Source organism: Arcanobacterium phocae (assembly GCF_018913465.1).
Taxonomy (GTDB): domain Bacteria; phylum Actinomycetota; class Actinomycetes; order Actinomycetales; family Actinomycetaceae; genus Arcanobacterium; species Arcanobacterium phocae_A.
This window is the reverse complement of record NZ_JABAPM010000003.1, coordinates 245,322-262,168: the sequence shown is the minus strand read 5'-3', so window position 1 is coordinate 262,168 and position 16,847 is coordinate 245,322. Positions and strand designations below refer to the sequence as shown.

General features: G+C 48.4%; 17 protein-coding genes. 10 read left to right on the top strand and 7 right to left on the bottom strand.

From position 1 onward, the window contains the following. The first annotated feature begins 81 nt into the window (after nt 1-81). On the top strand, nt 82-1,953 hold the full coding sequence (gene pknB / locus KSO86_RS05490; RefSeq protein ID WP_216378621.1) for a Stk1 family PASTA domain-containing Ser/Thr kinase: 1,872 nt from the start codon (nt 82-84) through the stop codon (nt 1,951-1,953). Nucleotides 1,954-2,172: 219 nt separating this feature from the next. Here the strand turns inward: pknB and KSO86_RS05485 are convergent, their stop codons facing one another. Then, nucleotides 2,173-3,129, bottom strand: a complete 957-nt coding sequence (locus tag KSO86_RS05485) for a class E sortase (protein WP_216378619.1) — start codon at nt 3,127-3,129, stop codon at nt 2,173-2,175. 106 nt (nt 3,130-3,235) lie between these two features. Here KSO86_RS05485 and KSO86_RS05480 point away from each other — a divergent pair, with 106 nt between their 5' ends. Beyond that, nucleotides 3,236-3,505, top strand: coding sequence for a cell division protein CrgA (locus KSO86_RS05480; protein ID WP_216378617.1), 270 nt, complete (start codon nt 3,236-3,238; stop codon nt 3,503-3,505). 52 nt (nt 3,506-3,557) lie between these two features. On the opposite strand, the gene KSO86_RS05475 is transcribed toward KSO86_RS05480, so the two are convergent. Both KSO86_RS05475 and KSO86_RS05470 read right to left on the bottom strand, forming a co-directional pair. Next, entirely contained in the window at nt 3,558-4,136 is a 579-nt protein-coding gene (locus KSO86_RS05475; protein WP_216378615.1) for a rhomboid family intramembrane serine protease, read from the bottom strand. Nucleotides 4,137-4,211: 75 nt separating this feature from the next. Next, nucleotides 4,212-4,733, bottom strand: a complete 522-nt coding sequence (locus KSO86_RS05470) for a peptidylprolyl isomerase (protein WP_216378613.1) — start codon at nt 4,731-4,733, stop codon at nt 4,212-4,214. A 224-nt stretch (nt 4,734-4,957) separates the two neighbouring features. Here KSO86_RS05470 and KSO86_RS05465 point away from each other — a divergent pair, with 224 nt between their 5' ends. The 4 genes from KSO86_RS05465 to KSO86_RS05450 all read left to right on the top strand — a co-directional run bounded on the left by KSO86_RS05465 (nt 4,958) and on the right by KSO86_RS05450 (nt 8,708). Beyond that, entirely contained in the window at nt 4,958-5,824 is an 867-nt protein-coding gene (locus tag KSO86_RS05465; protein WP_216378611.1) for a hypothetical protein, read from the top strand. A gap of 121 nt (nt 5,825-5,945) precedes the next feature. Beyond that, the gene (gene rfbA / locus KSO86_RS05460; RefSeq protein ID WP_216378609.1) at nt 5,946-6,821 is read left to right on the top strand and encodes a glucose-1-phosphate thymidylyltransferase RfbA; all 876 of its coding nucleotides are present in this window, start codon (nt 5,946-5,948) and stop codon (nt 6,819-6,821) included. A 7-nt stretch (nt 6,822-6,828) separates the two neighbouring features. After that, the gene (locus tag KSO86_RS05455) at nt 6,829-7,701 is read left to right on the top strand and encodes a glycosyltransferase family 2 protein (protein WP_216378607.1); all 873 of its coding nucleotides are present in this window, start codon (nt 6,829-6,831) and stop codon (nt 7,699-7,701) included. Between the two features lie 44 nt (nt 7,702-7,745). Next, a complete protein-coding gene (locus KSO86_RS05450) occupies nt 7,746-8,708 on the top strand; it encodes a serine hydrolase (RefSeq protein WP_216378605.1) in 963 nt (320 codons plus the stop codon). Here KSO86_RS05450 and KSO86_RS05445 read toward each other — a convergent pair. After that, a complete protein-coding gene (locus KSO86_RS05445; RefSeq protein WP_216378603.1) occupies nt 8,677-9,294 on the bottom strand; it encodes a dTDP-4-dehydrorhamnose 3,5-epimerase family protein in 618 nt (205 codons plus the stop codon). The genes KSO86_RS05450 and KSO86_RS05445 overlap by 32 nt on opposite strands. A 129-nt stretch (nt 9,295-9,423) precedes the next feature. Here KSO86_RS05445 and rfbD point away from each other — a divergent pair, with 129 nt between their 5' ends. From rfbD to KSO86_RS05425, 4 genes are all read left to right on the top strand, one after another. Further along, nucleotides 9,424-10,272 (top strand): dTDP-4-dehydrorhamnose reductase, encoded by an 849-nt coding sequence (rfbD, locus tag KSO86_RS05440; RefSeq protein ID WP_216378601.1) that lies wholly within the window; start codon nt 9,424-9,426, stop codon nt 10,270-10,272. A gap of 5 nt (nt 10,273-10,277) precedes the next feature. Next, the gene (locus KSO86_RS05435) at nt 10,278-11,393 is read left to right on the top strand and encodes a glycosyltransferase family 4 protein (RefSeq protein ID WP_216378599.1); all 1,116 of its coding nucleotides are present in this window, start codon (nt 10,278-10,280) and stop codon (nt 11,391-11,393) included. A 142-nt stretch (nt 11,394-11,535) separates the two neighbouring features. After that, a complete protein-coding gene (locus KSO86_RS05430) occupies nt 11,536-13,323 on the top strand; it encodes a phosphotransferase (RefSeq protein WP_216378597.1) in 1,788 nt (595 codons plus the stop codon). 71 nt (nt 13,324-13,394) lie between these two features. Then, entirely contained in the window at nt 13,395-14,204 is an 810-nt protein-coding gene (locus KSO86_RS05425) for a LicD family protein (protein WP_253280523.1), read from the top strand. 39 nt (nt 14,205-14,243) lie between these two features. On the opposite strand, the gene KSO86_RS05420 is transcribed toward KSO86_RS05425, so the two are convergent. The 3 genes from KSO86_RS05420 to KSO86_RS05410 form a co-directional block, all read right to left on the bottom strand. After that, nucleotides 14,244-14,600: a DUF2304 domain-containing protein gene (locus tag KSO86_RS05420; protein ID WP_216378594.1), complete on the bottom strand. Its 357-nt coding sequence runs from the start codon at nt 14,598-14,600 to the stop codon at nt 14,244-14,246. 8 nt (nt 14,601-14,608) lie between these two features. Continuing rightward, nucleotides 14,609-15,313 (bottom strand): glycosyltransferase family 2 protein, encoded by a 705-nt coding sequence (locus KSO86_RS05415; protein ID WP_436231419.1) that lies wholly within the window; start codon nt 15,311-15,313, stop codon nt 14,609-14,611. A gap of 218 nt (nt 15,314-15,531) precedes the next feature. Further along, complete coding sequence (locus KSO86_RS05410) at nt 15,532-16,683, bottom strand: glycosyltransferase (RefSeq protein ID WP_216378592.1); 1,152 nt, start codon at nt 16,681-16,683, stop codon at nt 15,532-15,534. Between the last annotated feature and the right edge of the window lie 164 nt (nt 16,684-16,847).

Genomic DNA, 16,847 nt, shown 5'->3' with positions numbered 1-16,847 from the left:
CGCAACCATATCTACGCACATTTTGGCTACGAGATAAGGCAGACTAGATTTCAGCTGTGTGATCCAGGAAGGAAGATCAGAATGACAAACATCCCACGTATGCTGGGTGGTCGATACGAAGTCGGTGACCTTATCGGTCGAGGCGGTATGGCACAAGTCCATATGGGATACGATACGAGGCTCTCACGTACTGTCGCTATCAAAGTTTTGCGATCTGACCATGTGGCTGACCAAACATTCGTCGCCCGGTTCCGCCGTGAAGCGCAAAGCGCAGCCGCTCTGAATCATCCGTCAATCGTCGCCGTCTATGACACCGGCGAAGAACATACGACTTCTGAAACCGGAGAGACAATCTCCATCCCGTATATCGTCATGGAATACGTCAAAGGACGTACCGTCTCAGAGCTATTGAAGAACGGAGACGCACTGCCGATCAACGAAGCCGTCCAGATCGCCGTCGGAATTCTATCTGCACTCGAATACTCCCACCGCGAAGGCATCGTTCACCGAGATATCAAGCCCGGTAACATCATGCTCACCAACGATGGCAAGGTCAAGGTTATGGACTTCGGCATTGCCCGGGCGCTCTCCGATTCATCGGCAACCATGACGCAGACAAACTCTGTGGTTGGTACTGCTCAATATTTATCACCAGAGCAAGCTCGCGGTGAAGTTGTTGATTCGCGTTCAGATCTGTATTCCACAGGTTGCCTACTCTATGAGCTCCTCACCGGACGGCCACCATTCCGTGGCGATTCCGCCGTGGCAGTCGCATACCAGCACGTATCTGAAATTCCGCAGTCACCGATGGTTCTTGCTCCAGATATTCCCGAAAATATTGACCGCGTAGTGATGAAATCACTGGCCAAGAAGCGTGAAGACCGGTATCAACGTGCAGTTGATATGCGAGCTGACTTGCTGTTGGCTTTGCGCGGTGGATTTGTTAATGCGCCAGAATCGAACACGTGGCGTACCCAGGTTATTCCACAGGCACAAGCACCGGTAGCGCAGAATGTAGCGCCGGCAACCCAACCAACGCTCACCGAAACAGGAGTGTCTCCCGCGGTAGCAACAGATAAAAAGACTAATACGCTCCTGATTGTCCTAGGAATTATTCTTCTTATTTTGGCTGGAACTGGCTTGGGATGGGCACTACTGTCCGGCGGTGACTCCGCCGATACCGAAAAAGCCAATATCGTGACTGTTCCTGATCTCGAAGGAACAAGCCAAGTCACCGCACGCCAACGCTTAGAAGAAGTGGGCCTGGTATTTGTTTTAGGTGAGCCACAAGAAGATAAGAATATTCCAGAAGGAAAATTCGTATCTTCCGATCCTGTATTTGGTACCGAAGTTAAGAAGGGCTCCTCAGTAACTGTTTCGTTCTCTTCCGGCGCCGGAACAGTGACAATTCCTGATTTAGCTAATGGCAACTTCAACCAAGACGCGGCAAAACGTGAATTGGAAAAACTTGGTCTCAAAGTTGGGCGAGTCGACGTTAAAGACGTCCCAGGGCGAGCAAAAGATATTGTAACCGAAACTCTGCCTGCGCCCGGTCAACAAGTCGAACACGGCACATCGGTCAATATTGTGATTGCTTCAGGCGAGATCCTTATCGATCAATCGGTAAGTTCAAAAATCATCGATCGGCCTCGCGCGGAAGCCGAGCAGTATCTCAATGAAACCCTCAAAATTTCTTCGATTACCGTCGAAACCAGAAAAGATGGGAACGCTGTTGAAGGCACCGTTATCGGCATGAGCCTAGAACCTGGAAAGGTTCCTTACGATACCAAAGTGACGCTATGGATTGCGGAAAAGCCTGATCCAGCTCCAACTCCAAAGAAACCAGATTCTAGCACTGGAAATGGCAACAGTTCCGATAATAGTTCTGGTAATGGTGGAAGTACTTCGCCAGCTGCGCCGTCGCAACCCGGATCAGAAGACAACCAGCCGTAGTAACACATCTAAAAAATGGCCCCGGAGAGGTAAGCTTCTCCGGGGCCACTTAGTATCGCTGTCACTCAACAGTAGTGTCAAACCAATTGGAGTTGTAATACACCCACGGGTAAACATACTGAACTAAAACAAAAACTACGCCTGCAAACAACGCCAACATAACAAGGGCTTTCACCCATTTTGGTCCCGGGATAATCCGCCACAAAGCACCGTACATTGTCACTCGCCCTTTTCGTTCATCTCGATCAGTTCCTTCGGCATTCCTTCAGAACGATCAATCCAATATTCGAATTCACCATGCACAATCCACCGTTGTGCTGCGCCGTATTCTGGATGGCACGTTGTCAGCGTAATCAAACGACGCGTAGGTGTATCGGTTACTTGAGTACCGTTTTCTTCGGCTTCTTTAGCCTTATACGGATCTGGTGCTATCACTCGAGTCTGATCTGGATTCACTAGCTCATGATCAAGCACTCTATACATGTAATATCCATCCGCAGTTTCGATAATAATCGGATCGCCCGGATTGATCTTCTCAACAAACCACAGTGCGTCACCGTTACCGCGACGATGCGCAGCTACTGAGAAGTTGCCGATCTCGCCTGGCCACGCAGTAGTTTCATAATGACCGTAGCCACCATGATCGAGAATGTCCCAATTCGATGTACCCTGGCTGATAGTACGAGTGGCGAATTTGCCCATCGTAGGTAGGTGAATCACGCCAAATGTTTCTCCGTGCTTTGGCGACAGAGTAAACGGTGGTGGATCTTTTTTCATCGGTTCAGCGGCTACGGCAGGCGACTTGCCAGCTAAGCGCGCAAAATCATCAAGCCACTCATTTTGTACTTGTTTCGCTAAAAATGTGGTCCACCAAAGCTGCCAAGCAATGAATCCAGCCACAATAATACCGAACGTGATAAGAAGCTCACCTATGATTCCAATAATAATCGCAGATGTTTTTCTTCTTCTACGCTTTTGAGTTTTAGGCTTCTTCTTGCCACCCGCCGGTGGCGCAATCATGGTAGGCGCAGGATCCGGTTCTGTTTGAAATCCGTGGAAAAGATCGTTTCTTTCGCCAGATATGATTCGAGCTTCACGTGGGAGTGCAGACCGTCGTCGCACCGGGGTACTGCCGCCTGGCGCGTTTTGCTCATGTGTCACAGAATTCCCTTTCACAGTGTTTCCTCTGCCCACTATACGGGTATTTGTGAGTCTAAACTACCGCGAACGCGTCAATACCGATAGTCTTATATCGGTAGTTTCACTTTTAGCGAGGAAAATAATGCCTGAATCGAAGAAACGTAAGAAAGTTGAGGAGCGCCGTATCGCCGCTTCGCGTAACCAGCAAGAGCGCCCAGCGCCTGAAATTCAACGCTCCCCACGTTGGTGGGCACCAGTCATGGTGACACTCGCGTTGATTGGCTTACTTGTTGTGGTAGTTGCCTACGTGTCTCAAGGCCAAGCCCCCGTTCCCGGCTTCGGCAACGGAAACCTATTTATCGGTATCGGTTTGATGCTGGCAGGTTTCTTGATGACGATGGGTTGGAAGTAACCTCCATACGTTAAAGCATTGGGGCTCGCGTTCGTTCGCGAGCCCCAATGCTTTACCATCCGCTACGAGATGATTTTTGACGACGACGGTGCAGTGGCCACCAGATAGCAGTCAACACTAGCCCGGTCAGGAATCCGCCAAGATGTGCCTGCCATGAGATCTGCGGATTTGTGAAAACAATCAGCACGTTGATCACGAGCAAGGCAAGGATGCCACGCGGATCAGTCCGTAATGCCCTGGTAAGAACGACGAGCGCACCGAAAAGGCCAAAGATTGCACCAGAGGCTCCGACTGCTGCTATATTCCATTCATTCGTCCAGAGTGCCCAGGCATATACACCGGCGTTACCACCGAGTGCACTAGCAATATAGAGAACAGCGAAACGTGATGATTTGAGTGCTGGTTCCAATTCGTTTCCGAGGAAAATCAAGGACAGCACATTAAATCCGATGTGTAGCATCCCGGCGTGCAGGAAGGCTCCGGTAAGGAAGCGCCACGGTTCCGCCTCAGCTAAAAACGGCACAAAAGCATAGTCGTAGAGCGCTTGCGGATAGACGTACGTCAACAGGGAAGCTGCAATACATACGGCACTCATAAACGCTGTTACTGGGGGAATGTTGAGCTTAGACATAAATCCTCACATTGGTAAAAGTATTCCTGCCGCGCCGAAACCGGCGCGGCAGGAAAGATCAACACAAGAAACGAGTTACTCAGTAATGGTGATGGACTCGATCATGATCGGATCGATGGGGCGATCCATTGGGCCAGTTGGCGTGGTAGCGATCTTGTCCACAACTGCTTTCGACTCATCGTCGATAACCTTGCCGAAAATGGTGTGTGCACCGTGGAGCCATGGTGTTGGAGCAACCGTGATGAAGAACTGCGATCCGTTTGTACCCTTACCCATACGCTTACCGGCGTTGGCCATGGCAAGAAGATAAGGTTCATTAAAGGTTAGTTCTGGCGAGATTTCATCGTCAAACATGTATCCAGGACCGCCGGTACCAGTACCTAGTGGGTCACCACCTTGGATCATGAAACCATCGATGACACGATGGAAAATGGTGCCGTTGTAGAGCGGCTCAGTGCTTTCTTCACCGGTAGCAGGATCGATCCACTCGCGCTTACCGGTTGCCAACTCAGTAAAGTTAGCAACTGTTACTGGGGCATGCTCTGGAAAAAGTTCGATGGAAATATTACCAACAGATGTTGTCATTAGTGCTTTCATAGTCTCAATCTTCCCATACCTTCTCGCCGCACACCACTAGCAGCACTCCAAGTAATGGCTGAGAGCGAAATAGCAGCGCCGTCGTCGTCGTTAATTCGGTTCAGCGCGAACAAAACCAAGCAAAACTGCGTTTTTATGTGCACAGGATTACACTTTCATGAAAGAATGGAATGGAAGAAGGCTCGCTGTGAAAATTCACGGCGATGAAACCTGGAGGTGGTGCAATGTCTTTCTTTAAGCGCAAGACTGCCGCAGAAAAGGCAGCAGATGAAGCTAAGAAGTTCAAGGATCAGGCAGCGAATGTAACTGGAACATTTTTTGCCAAGGTAGCAGATGCATATCAGACATCCCGCACATGGGCAGAGCCACGGATCGAAGAAGCCGCAGAGAAGCTGGTTCCGGTAGCACAGCAAGCCGTGACCCGAGCTAATACAGTAGCTCGTGACGCATATGAGCGCACGATGCCGTACGTAGAAGAAGCAGTAACTAAGGCAAAGCCGTACGTGGAAGAAGCTGTCACCAAAGCTAAACCATACGTTGATGATGCTCAGGCTTTCGTAACTGAAAGCACGGATCGTGTGAAAGACGATTATCTTCCACGAGCCAAGAAGGCTGCCAACGCTGCTATTGCAGAGATGAAGGCTGGTGCGGATGAGCAGGCGACTAAGATTACGAAGCTTTCCAAGAAAGAAATGAAGAAGGCTAAGAAGGCTGCTAAAAAAGCCGAAAAGAAGGCTATGAAGCTAACGAAGAAGCAGGAAAAGAAGGGACGCGGAAAGAAGATTTTCGGTCTAACGCTTCTTGTTGGCTCTGCTTTGGGAGCAGCTTATGTTGCGTGGGCTCGTTCCAAGCCAGTTGAGGACCCGTGGGCGGAAGCCTACTGGGAAGATCTGGCTGTTCCAACTGAGGACAGCACCGATTTCACATCGTTTGAAGAAGCTGTTGATTCAGTCAAAGAGCAGGTAGAAGACGGTGCTGAAAAGGCTAGCGACGTTGCTGACGAAGTCAAGGAAGCTGCCACTGAAGTAGCTGATGAGGTTGCAGAGAAAGTAACTCCCCTTGATGTTGCAGAGCAACTAGAAGACAAGTAATCATCACTGTTGTGGGGCAGAACAAAGTTCTGCCCCACACGTGTACCTATTACCACCCGTTACCCCAAAAAATACGGAATAATAGAGGACATACATTAACCCGCAACAGAAGGTAGGTATCATGCGTGGCATTATTTTGGCAGGTGGATCCGGCACCCGGCTTCATCCCATTACCCGCGGTATTTCAAAACAACTCGTGCCAGTGTATGACAAACCAATGGTCTACTATCCAATGACTACCCTCATGCTGGCCGGGATTCAAGACATTCTTGTTATCACTACGCCACACGATGCAGAGAGCTTCCAGCGTCTTCTTGGGGACGGCTCTCAGCTTGGTGTCAACCTCTCCTATGTTCAGCAACAGCAACCAAACGGACTAGCCCAAGCCTTCGTTTTAGGCGAAGAGTTCATCGGAAACGAAGCAGCGTCGCTCGTTTTGGGTGACAACATTTTCTACGGTCCTGGAATGGGAACTCGGTTGCGCCGTCACGTCAATCCTGATGGCGGCGCAGTATTTGCCTACCATGTGGACGATCCCGAACGGTACGGCGTGGTTGAGTTCGATAGCGAATTCCGAGCGCTCTCCATCGAAGAAAAGCCTACACACCCTAAGTCAAACTATGCTGTTCCGGGCCTGTATTTCTACGATAACGATGTTGTTGAGATTGCGAAGAATCTTCAACCTTCACCACGTGGCGAATACGAAATCACTGACATCAATAAGCATTACCTGCGTGAAGGAAAGCTAGCTGTTGAGGTGTTGCCGCGTGGCACTGCGTGGCTTGATACGGGCACCTTCGATTCGCTCGCAGACGCTACCTCTTTTGTGCGCACAGTTGAGGCCCGCCAAGGCTTGAAGATCGGCTGCCCGGAAGAAGTCGCTTGGCGCATGGGCTTCTTGACCGACGACGAACTCATCGAACGAGCTGAGCCACTGCGTAAATCTGGGTACGGCGAATATTTGATGCGTATTCTTGCCCGCGGAAAGGACGCCTGAACTTACCGTGTCCACCATTTTCGCGGTTATTGTTACGTATAACCCTGGCGACATCTCGCAGCTGCTGGAACGCTTCGTCGCACAATGTGCTGAAGTTGTTGTTGTTGATAATTCCGACGTCGATAGCCCCTCACTTCGTTCAGCATGCACTGATGCTGGCGCAACTCTCATTAGTTTGGGACAGAATGTTGGCATTGCGGCAGCTCAGAATATAGGCATCGACTATGCGCTGAATCGCGGTGCGGACGCGGTGCTTTTATCGGACCAAGATTCTATTCCCGGGCCAACAATGGTTGCCGATCTCGCAGCACATCTAGGCCCTGGTATTGGCGCTGTTGGACCAGTTCCCTACGACGGCGATGAACCGCTGGTGTACACCGATCACTACTGGGGGCCGAAACGCCCTAACACCGCGGTAATCGGGGACGACCCCATTGCGGCCGCCTTCTTGTTGGCTTCCGGATGCTTGATACCGGCACAGGTACTCCGTCATGTTGGGTTGATGCCAGCTGATTATTTTATTGATCATGTAGATTTGGCATGGTCCATGCGAGCACGTGCTTACGGGTACCAGCTTCTTGCGATTCCAACAGTTAAGTTGATTCATTCGCTCGGTGACCGCGGAATCAAGATTAAAGGGCGTCAACGCACTGTTCACGTACACTCGCCGATTCGTAACTATTATCTGACCCGAAACACGGTAGAGCTGATGCGTAATCCGGATCTTCCAGCTACGTGGCGTTTCAGATATGGATATTGGATTGCTCGCTTTGCGGCGTTTACCCTACTAACAAACAATGATCGAGCAACACGCGCGGTCATGATTGGCCGTGGATTCTATGACGGTATTCGCCGCCGTATGGGTAAGATGCCACAGTGACCGGCAGTGCTGAATCAACTGTTAAAGTCAACTATCCTTGAAATATGGCTTTTAAACACTCTAGATCTTTCAAGAGGTGCGCTACCGTATGCATTCTGGTTGTTAGTAGCTTGGTAACAGCAGCATGTTCCGTTACTCCTAGCGATGAGCAAACCGAAGATTACTCAGAAACTACGGAAAGTGCCGATCAATCGGTTCCGGCTTACGAACCATCCCTAGAAGGACTTCTGGGACGTGTCGGCAGGATCAACTCAAACAAGCTCGTTATGTTGCCGCACACTCCTCAACTTTCGGCACCTTTAAAAGCCAAGCTCACCGCGCAGATAAAAGCTATTAAAAAGGCTGGAGCTAACGTCGGTATTCTCATGATTGACACTGAAACCGGACAAGGCTTGGCGTACAATGCAGAGACTCAATTTTATGGTGCCAGCACTATTAAGGGCCCGTACGTCGTCGCCATTAACAAATTTTTAGCCGACGACGTCACCGATGCTGACGAAACACTGATGTACAACGCCATCGACGCATCCGATAACGAAGCCTATATCGCACTGCGAACCAATTACGGCGACGATCTGTTCTCATTTTTTGCTGACAACGCCAACGCGCCTGATATCGACCGGGAAGAATACTATCCTTATCTATCCACCAAAGAACTCACTGCTCTCTGGGCCGAGATGTATGACTATTTCTTCCTCAACCCCAACGGTCGAGCTGACACAACCCGCAACTTCTTCACATCTCCCTACAACTCGTTCATTTATCAGTCTTTGGGCGACGAATACACCACATACACAAAACCGGGCTGGATAGATATCGATCCGATAGCTCGTAACGATGCCGGAATCATCGAAACAGACGACGGCACATATCTCCTCGCAATTATGTCTACGGCTTTCAACGAGGAAGAAAAACTGATGGACCTCACCGCAACTATGGATGAGATCCATCAAGATTTAACAGCTTCTAAGAAAACTACTTCTGAAGTGAACGAACAAAAGCCATAGCTTTCTCATAGGATGGCAATAGCCCCGATTCTTGAGCTTCAATAAGACCTGGAGCGGCAGTGTCCTTCTCTGATAGCAGCAGTTCCATCGGGTTCCCGGCACGATCTACAGTTGGCCATTCGATGCCAAGCGTAGAACAGGTTGGATTCACGCCATGTTCCCGGCCCGGAGCATACGGTGCCGAACACAAATAAGTAGCCACAGTATTATCCTCCAACGCAATAAATGCGTGTCCTAGACCTTCGGAGATAAAGATTGCCCGCCGATCGACGTCGTCAAGCAACACTGAATCATACTGGCCAAACGTTGGCGAACCAACCCGAATATCAACCACAAAATCAAGCAACGCGCCCTGCGGACACATCACGTATTTGGCTTGCGACGGCGGAACATCAGCAAAATGAATACCACGAACAGTTCCCGCCTTTGACACCGACGTATTAACCTGCTGCACATCGAGTTCCCGGCCAACAGCTTCAACGAACGTCTGTTGTTTAAACGCTTCTAGGAACAAACCTCGCGAATCTGGGAATTGCTTCGGAGTGATACGGTATGCGCCGTCGATAGCTAGTGGTTCAATCAGCATGGAGCCTCCTCAAAAAGATAAATACTTCTGGAAAGAAGTCTACGCCACCTACAGTGGTGAACACGTTAGTTAAGTCCCCGTGCGTGTAGAATTAATGGAGCTTATGAAATGATTTGAAGGAGATACCCCATGACATGGATGGTTGTTGGCGCTAAAGGCATGCTTGGAACTGACCTTGTGGCACGGATCAAGCGTGACGGTCATGAGGTGCGAGCCGTTGACCTTGGCGATATCGACATCACCGATGTTGATTCAGTGAACACTGTTGTTAACAACGTCGACGTGGTTATCAACTGCGCTGCCTTCACTGCCGTGGATCCAGCAGAAGAAAACGAAGGGGTAGCATTCCGCGTCAATGCTACTGGGCCGGCAAATCTAGCTCGCCAGTGTGCAAAGATTGGTGCCCGGCTAGTACAGATCTCTACCGACTACGTGTTCCGGGGAGACGGCTCTACTCCGTGGGACGAAAATGATCCAGTTGATCCGATGTCTGCCTACGGGCGCACAAAGGCTGCCGGCGAATGGGCAGTGCAGGCCTACACTGATGATTATTTGATTGTGCGAACCGCATGGTTGTACGGCAAGTATGGCAACTGTTTCCCGAAGACGATGGCGAAACTCGCCCAGACACACGACACTTTGAAAGTGGTTACTGACGAGGTCGGTCAGCCTACCTGGACTGTCGATTTGGCTGATCTGATCGTGCGCCTAGTGGACGCGAAGGCGCCGTCGGGCATCTATCACGGGACCTCGCAAGGCGAAACCTCGTGGAATCTTTTCACCAAAGAAATCATGCGTTCGATCGGCAAGGATCCAGAGATGGTGTTGGAGACGACGGCGGCCGCATTCGACCGTCCTGCGAAACGCCCCTCCTACTCGGCTCTCGGTCACGATGCGTTAACCGCTATCGGTGTTGAACCTATTGGCGAGTGGAAAGAGCGCTGGGCGGTAGCCGCGCAAATAGTATTTGGAGAATAAAAACTATGCGCATCGCGATGATCGTCAACAACTATCCGCCAAAAGTCGGTGGAGTTGAATACCACGTCCAAAATCTCGCGCATGAACTAGTCCAGCTGGGACACAAGGTCTGGGTACTCAATATTTCCAATACTCCTGGAATCCGGTCAGATGAAGGCGTTGAAGTCATTACTCGTAAAGCCCACCTGCCGATAGCTGACGTCATTACAGTTCCCGGTTTTGGCACTACTCGCGATATCACACAGTTTTTAATCGAGAACCGGATCGACGTCGCCTCTATCCACACTCGTTTCTTCCCGATGTCATTCGTCGGGCTACGAGCCGCCCAAAAAGCCGGCATCCCAGTTGTTCATACGGAACACGGCAGCGGCTTCGTGGCAACCAAAAACCCTATCGTCTGGTTAGGCTCCCGAGTTGTCGATCTAACGATGGGACGCTACATTCTGCGACACGCCACCAAACTTTTCGGGGTATCAGAAGCCGTCACCGCGTTTGTGGAAAAGCTCAGTGGCCGTCACGCAGATGTGTTTTATAACGCCATTACTCCACCTAAGCCTCGTTCAGCGCACCCGAATCGCCCGAACCATTTAGTTTTCGTTGGGCGAATGGTTGCCGGAAAGGGCTGGGATACGTTTCTTGACGTGGTTGCCCAGTTGCGTAAGGAAGGCTACGACGTCGACGGCGAACTGTTGGGTGACGGCGCGCAACTGGCCGCGGCACGAGAAAAAATATCTACTCTCGGAATGGATGGGATCGTTACGGCACCTGGACGAGTGACTCCAGATGAAGTCCGTGAGCGTCTTGCTGGAGCGACGCTCGTCAATCCTACCGTCTTATCTGAAGGCTTTCAAACAACCCTTGTTGAAGCCATAGCTGAAGGTGGACGTGTTGTGACATTCCCTGTTCCTGGCGCACGTATGCTCGCTGAAAAGCAAGCACCAGTAATTATTGCAGATCAACGAGATACTGCCGCTCTTATTGGAGCACTACGTACGATGTTGGCTTGTCCGCCAACACTAGCACAGCCCGATGTTTACAATTCGTTGACATGGCCGGCGCAAAGCAAGACCTACGCTAGCCATCTAATCGATCTTATCGGTGGCAGTATGCGAGAAAAATAATGCCTGCTTTCCTAAACAGTTCTGTATTTTGCCTGTTCTTTAGTATCTTTACGATAGAATATTTGGATGAGTCTTCTTCCTTCGTATGGTTAGAGCTCAAGACATCTAATATCCTAGTGAAATATCTTGAACGGACGAAAATATGGAATCCAGTCTTTCGCTACCTCAATTCGAGGTTCTTTACGAAATATCTAAAGCTGATTCGGCTTTATCATGCGAAGACCTAGAAAAGGTAACATCATTATCGTCCGATACGGTTTCTGTAGCGATGCAGGAACTAGCACGGCTCGGTTACACCTCGGAGAACATGATCACCGATGCTGGGATATCAGCGCTGGAACCTTACCGAGTAAAAAATGCTGTCATTATGGCAGCAGGACTGTCCTCCCGATTCGCCCCAATTTCGTATGAACGCCCGAAAGGCACTCTACTTGTCCGTGGCGAAATCCTTATGGAGCGCCAGATTGACCAGCTGCTTGAAGCTGGAATCACCGACATTACGTTGATCGTGGGATACAAGAAAGAATACTATTTCTATCTCAAAGAAAAATACGATATTGACATCATTGTTAATAAAGAGTACTCAACCCGAAACAACAATGGTTCATTGTGGCTCGTCAAGGAAAAGCTAGATAACACATATATTTGTTCGTCGGATAACTACTTCACGGAAAATCCGTTCCGGTCTCACGAATATCACACATATTACGCTGCTCAATACGCCTACGGAGAGACAGATGAATGGTGTATTGACTACGACGAAGACGGCTTAATTGTTGGTGCTGTTGAGGGTGGCGCTGACTCCTGGATCATGATGGGGCACGCCTATTTCGATTCCACGTTCGCGCAAAATTTCCGGGATGTTCTCCATCGCGTCTACCATCTTCCACATACCGCTGGAAAGCTGTGGGATGTTGTTTATCTGGATCATATCAACGAACTTGATATGTGGATCAAGAAATACCCAGATAACACCATTCTGGAATTTGACTCAGTCGATGAACTTCGTGAATTCGATCCGGACTTCATGCAAAATGTTGACTCGGAAATTTTCGACCACATTAGCTCCGCGCTTCATTGCGAAAAGTCAAAGATTCACGATTTCTACCCACTAAAACAGGGCTTAACAAATCTTTCGTGCCACTTTAGCGTAGGGAACAATGAGTATGTCTATCGCCATCCCGGTATCGGCACCGAGAAAATAATCGATCGGAATGCCGAATTAACAGCTCTAGCCCAAGCACGTGAACTTGGTTTTGATTCCACATTTGTTGTTGGTGATGCCGCAAAAGGCTGGAAGATCTCACGATTCATTCCTAACGCTCGCACCTTGGATGCCTCAAACGACAACGAACTCAAAACTGCGATGGAGATCGCTCACCGACTTCACAACTCAAGTATGGTGTTAGACAAGCATTTTGACTATGTCGAAGAAGGACTTCGTTTTAGCAAGCTCAATGAACAAATCGCTCCGATTGAAGTTCCTGGTTATTACACGCTACAGAATAAAATTATCGAGCTGAAAAAGTTCGCTGACGCTGATGGCTACCCAACGGTGCCATCTCACAATGACTTCTTCCAACTAAACTTTCTTATTGAAGAAGACGGAAGTATGAATCTCATCGACTGGGAGTATGCCGGCATTTCCGATGCTGCTGCTGACTTCGGAACTCTTGTTGTTCACGATGAAAACATGACCGATGAGCGTGCTGACGAGGCCTTAACATATTACTTTGGTCGTGAGCCTTCCGCTAAAGAACGTCGCCATTTCTGGGCGTATGTAACGTTCTCTGGATGGTTCTGGTACGTTTGGGCACTACTCAAAGAAGCCGAAGGCGATGAACTCGGCGAATGGCTCCTCACCTATTACACATACGCCACAAAGTATGTTGATAGCCTTTTGCAAGACTATAAAAACAGCAGTAAATAACCTGGCATATTGGAGAGTAATTAATGTCAATGGCCTACGATAAAAATGAACTTCGTAAAATTCAAAAATGCATGACCCTTGCGCTAGAAGAGTTTGATCGAATTTGTACCGAGCTCAACCTTCGGTACGTTGTTTACAGTGGTACTGCGATTGGCGCTGTGCGGCACAAGGGTTTCATTCCGTGGGACGACGACGTAGATGTATGCATGCCACGCGAAGACTATGACCTCTTTTTTAAAAAGGCCAGAACGGTTATCGACGATAAATTTACCGTTTTAGATCCTTCACTTGCCTCAGATTACCCACGGCCGTTCGGCGTCCTCGGCTTCAAGGACAGTGTTTTCATCCCAGGCATTGCCGAAAATCGCACCTATCCGATGCCACTCGGAATCGATGTTTTCCCGTTTGATTCGATCCCTTCTAGTGAACAGCAATATAAGAAAAAGGTGCGAAAGACATGGATATGGGGACGTCTTTTCTATCTCCTAGGAACACCGAAGGTAACCCTAGGTATTAAAGGCCCCAAGCGATTCCTCATCGATTCCGCGCTGCACACGATCCACTGGTCGTTGCGATTGGGCCGGGTGAAACCATTTACTATCTATAAAAATTGGCTGAAGGCGGCAGAGATCTTCAACGATTCTTCATCCACTTGGCTCGGAAGTTTTGCTGAACAAAATCCGAAGCGGTGGTCTGCTCATATGGATGAGATGTTCCCAGCTTCGCGAGTACCCTTTGAAGATATCACCGTGATGCTTCCAAATGATTACGATTCAATCCTGACCCGCCAGTACGGAACCTACATGGAAATTCCGCCGGAAAACGAGAGAGTTAATCACGCTGCATCGACTGTTATTTACGGCCCGAATGTACCGCTCTAAGGATGCTTAATAGTTAATGCTCGGCTACGTGACCGGGCACTAACTATTTTTCTGCGCTAGTTCGGCTTCTAATAGCGCATATTTCCGCGCCAGAATCGTCATTTCTCGATCCACTTTACGCGCGTGGACCGAATTGCTGACGGCATATCCTAAGAAGAAAACTATTGACATATAGAGGACAAGATCAGTACCGCGTCCAATGCCCAACCAGCTCGCGACTAGGTCGGTTACCTGTGGAAAAATGACTGCCAAAATACCGGCGCTGATGCCCAGCATCCACATAATTCGGCGAATCGCCTGACCACGTGCACCTTTACCTGGTTTAACAATAACCAAGGCCATGAGGATCAGGGCGACGATAAGGAATACTTTGATAACGACTTGACTATTTCCCACAGCTAAACTCACTTAAAAATTAGTTCAGATAAAATATTGACCGAGTTCCATAGTGACTGGCCCTTGGACCGCGAATAATCGGTATATTCGATCAGCACAGGTTCCTCATCATAGCGAAAATTCTTTTCCGCAATTTCGCTAACAATTTCCGAAGCATGAGCCATCCGGTTTTGGAAAATCGAAATGCCATCCGCAGCTTGGCGATTCAATGCTCGTAGCCCGTTATGAGCATCAGTAAGGTTCATGCCGGTAGTTATCTTTTGGAAAACAACAGCAGTCTTGAGGACTAACTTTTTTAACGCGCCAGGGTTTGTGCGACCATCTAAGAATCGCGAACCAATAACAACATCTAATGGCTCAGTAGCCAGACGCACAACCATTCGTTGTGCATCGATAACGCGATGTTGCCCATCAGAATCAAAAGTAACGAAGTATTCTGCCCCTGGCTGTGCCAACGCAAAATCTAGGCCAGTTTTTAAAGCAGCACCTTGCCCAAGATTAAATGGATGCTCGACGACGCATGCGCCTGCACGCCGAGCTTCATTAGCAGAATCATCGCTAGACCCGTCGTTTACACACACAATATTAGGGAAAGTCTTCTTAGCCTGAGTCACCACATCAGTAATAACCTGTTCCTCGTTAAACAGCGGAACAATTAACCAGCTTCTGGAGGCTAACTCCTCGCTCCATCCGCTAACTGTGGGAGTCTCAATACGTGTAAGTATTTCTTCAGACACAAACTTCCCCTGTACCAATTAAGAGTATGCAATTAAAATAAGCCAGTTGAAGTATATCAGGCGCAAATAACTAATCATAACCATTCACTGCTGTCGCTAAAATATAACAATTTCACATACATGAAATCTTAAGAACTACGCACCATAAAATCTTTGATTCCGAACAACTCTCCCGCTAGCCATACCAACATTTTTTATCGTCTCCAATTCTCTTTATTTTTCTTTGCACTCGCATTAATGTAGAAAGCCTCTAGCCACGCTGCGGTTGATTGCATATCGAAACCATTTTCTCTAGCCAACTTAGCGCCCTCAATTCTATGAGGTTGCCTACTTCGTATTTGGATTATCGAATCTTTAATAGCGTTTACCCATACAGAAATTGGCAATTCTAGGTCAATAAAATGCACTTTTTTAGACCAATTCAAAGCTGGTGGAAAACCCGTCGACACCACACAAGGAAGCCCAGTTGCTTGCGCTTCTACGGATGCAACAGACAGTCCCTCGGAGAATGACGTCATTATAAATACGTCTCCCGCTTGCAAAATATCATGGATATCATCCCGAATTCCCAAGAACTTAACACAGTTATTTAACTGTAGCTCATCTACCCTATTTTTTAGATTTTGCCCTTCAGATCCTCCCCCTCCAACGATTAGCAATACGCTGTTCGGACACTGCTTTCGAAACTCACTATAAACATCCAATAAGAAGGCCTGATTTTTTACAGGGTCAAAACGAGCTACATGAACGAGAACGGTTTGATCAGCATTTAAGCCAAGAGAACTACGCATCTGCGTTCTTCGCTCCTGTGAAAAAAAATATTTCTCTAAATCAACTCCGTTTAAGACAACATTAAATTTATTCGAATGTACTATCTTTTTCCCATACCGATCATTCCCAGCCTCTGTAGAAGCTCCAAAAAAATGGTCAGCTATGAAACGAGTAGGAAAAGTAATTATCTGAAATAGTACTTGTTCATAACTTAGCGGATAATTTTGCGCATGAGAATGGGCTATTGTATAGAGGCCAGCCTTTTTTGCCGCAAGAAGATAAAGTGCTGCCATCGAACCAAGATGCCCTTGGACGATCGAAATTTCTTGATGCTCATTAAAGAAACGTTTATAGAACGAATACAGTTTGAATAGGTTCTTAGATTCGATACTAGGCGCCCTGAAGATGCGCCCTCCCAACGCATAAATTTCGTCGTCGTACGCCGCACTTTTATCAGTATGCACAAGAAAATCAAACTGTACTTTAGAGCGATCTATCGATCTATACAAATTCATCAAAAATGTTTCTGCTCCTGCTCGTTCCATTGCGCCAATTACATGACAAATTCGAATCACGAACAAATCTCCTTACAAAAATGTGCCATTACCCTAAATACATGGTATCAAGAACGCCACTTAGGAAGAGACGCCCACGAGAACCTCTTATATATATTCCTAATGTTATAGTGTTCAGTGTTTAACTCCCCCCGCCGGGATGACACAGAGAAGATACTAGGATA